This window comes from Stieleria sp., from assembly GCF_041595215.1.
Taxonomy (GTDB): Bacteria; Planctomycetota; Planctomycetia; order Pirellulales; family Pirellulaceae; genus Stieleria; species Stieleria magnilauensis.
The window spans coordinates 1-1,979 of sequence record NZ_JBFHKV010001343.1; the positions used below are offsets into that span (position 1 = coordinate 1).

General features: G+C 58.1%; 2 protein-coding genes. Both read left to right on the forward strand.

Annotated features, from left to right (window positions below; genetic code table 11):
- The first annotated feature begins 621 nt into the window (after positions 1-621).
- Positions 622-1,245: a DUF1080 domain-containing protein gene (locus ABX749_RS31120; protein WP_145221559.1), complete on the forward strand. Its 624-nt coding sequence runs from the start codon at positions 622-624 to the stop codon at positions 1,243-1,245.
- A gap of 123 nt (positions 1,246-1,368) precedes the next feature.
- The coding region (locus ABX749_RS31125) for an orotidine 5'-phosphate decarboxylase / HUMPS family protein (RefSeq protein ID WP_372899461.1) at positions 1,369-1,979 on the forward strand (611 nt) is incomplete at its 3' end.

Consider the following 1,979-nt stretch of genomic DNA (forward strand, 5'->3'; position numbering starts at 1 on the left):
ATGACAACAAGCGATCGCATGAGAGACCTTTCCTGGGACGGAATGGAGAGGAGGTCAGGAAGGATTCAGCAATCGTTGGTGTTTAGCCTTCAGGCGATTCCCGGTCGCTGCGACGCAGCGACAGTAAGCGGCTAAAGCCTGCACACCAACACTCATGCCCGTGCCATTCGGTTATTGGTACCTGACGTCTTTTCGGCTGCACCCTCAGTATAATCGTTGACAAAGCATTAGGACTTCTTCTTCGGAACCGATTTCTTTTTGGGGCCACCGGGGCGCTGCGGATCCGCGGCAGTCGAGAGACTGCCGAAAACGGCAAAGCCCGTCGCGGCGCAAGCGGCGATGCAGTGGCAAGTCGAGTTCATGGTTCTGATTTCGAGTGGTTTGGGCAGATGGGCCGGATCGCGGAGTCATGTGGAATGCGCTGAAAGCTACTCGAAACGCGCGCCGTGCGTTTCATCGTCATGCATGATAGCCGCCGCCGCGGGGGGCGGTTAAAGTGTTGCTCCCTCCCTGTGCATGAAAGCTGTACATTAAACCTGCGCATTGAACTCTGTGCTTTGACTTTGGCCTGTTCACCGATTCAGGCACGAACCGACTGTTTTACACTTTTGGGATCTCACCATGACGATTGCTCGACGTTTGTTCTGCGGCTTTGCCGCGTTGTCACTTTGTTTCATCGCATCGACTGCCTCGGCCGAGGACGGCAAGTGGGTGTCCTTGTTCGACGGCGAAACGCTCGACGGCTGGGAAAAGGTCGGCAACGAGAAGAGTGTTTGGAAAGTCGAAGACGGCGCGATCGCGGGCTCCGGACCGCCGTCGATGTTGGTCAACACGACTGGACCGTACAAGAATTTTCGCTATCGCGCCGAAATTAAAATCAACGACGGTGGAAACTCCGGGCTGTACTTCCGCACCACGCGAAAACCGGGATTCACCGATGGCTACGAAGCGCAGATCGACAGCACCCACACCGATCCGATTCGCACCGGATCGATCTACGGGATGTGCCACGTCTACAAGCAGCACGTCAAACCGGGGACTTGGTTCACGTATGACTTGGAAGTTCGCGACGACGTCTGGCGCGGACGCAACATGACACGGATCAAAGTCACCGTCGATGGAAACGAATTGTACGAGTACCTGGATTTTGATCTGACCTTCAAAGAAGGCCACTTTGCGTTCCAGCAACACGACCCGGGCAGCAAGGTCCACATCCGGAAAGTCGAAGTGATGGAACTGCCGTAGGACCATCTTTGATCCCAAGCTCCACCTGGGGACACACTGTTTTGGAAGCCGCCCGCCAGCAGAGCTGGCGAGGGTGGCAAGCAGGATGCTTACCCCACTTTAGCCCTCAACTTACCTTCAGCCATGCGCCCCATCGTCCAAATCTCTCTTGACTTGACCAACATCGACGAAGCACTCGAAACGGCTCATCTGGCCATGCGGGCCGGGGTGGATTGGTTGGAAGCCGGCACGCCGCTGATCTTGGCCGAAGGGTTGCACGGGGTGCGGGCGTTGCGGGAGGCGTTTCCCGAGACGCCGATCGTGGCGGATCTGAAAACGATGGACGGCGGCTACTTGGAAGCCGAGATGATGGCCAAGGCCGGTGCGACGCACGTGGTCGTGATGGCTCGCGCCCACGAAGAAACCATTCGTTGCGTCGTCAAAGCCGGTGCGGACTTTGGCTGCAAGGTGATGGGCGACAACATGGTTTGCGAAGACATGGTTGCCGGGGCGAAGTGGCTCGAAGACCTCGGCTGTGACTTTGTGATCCATCACATCGGTTACGATGAGCGACGCGGCATCGCGGCCCGAGGGCTGCGGATGCCGAGCCCGCTGGACCAGCTTCGTGAGGTGGTCGGCGCGGTCAAGATTCCCGTCCAGGCCGTCGGCGGACTGTCACTCGAACAAGCCATCGAATGTCCCAAGTACGGGGCGCCACTGGTCGTCTTGGGTGCCCCGCTGACGATCGACGCCGA

Coding starts and splice junctions, on each gene's coding strand:
- ABX749_RS31120 (WP_145221559.1), top strand. CDS start 622: ATGACGATTGCTCGACGTTTGTTCTGCGGCTTTGCCGCGTTGTCACTT.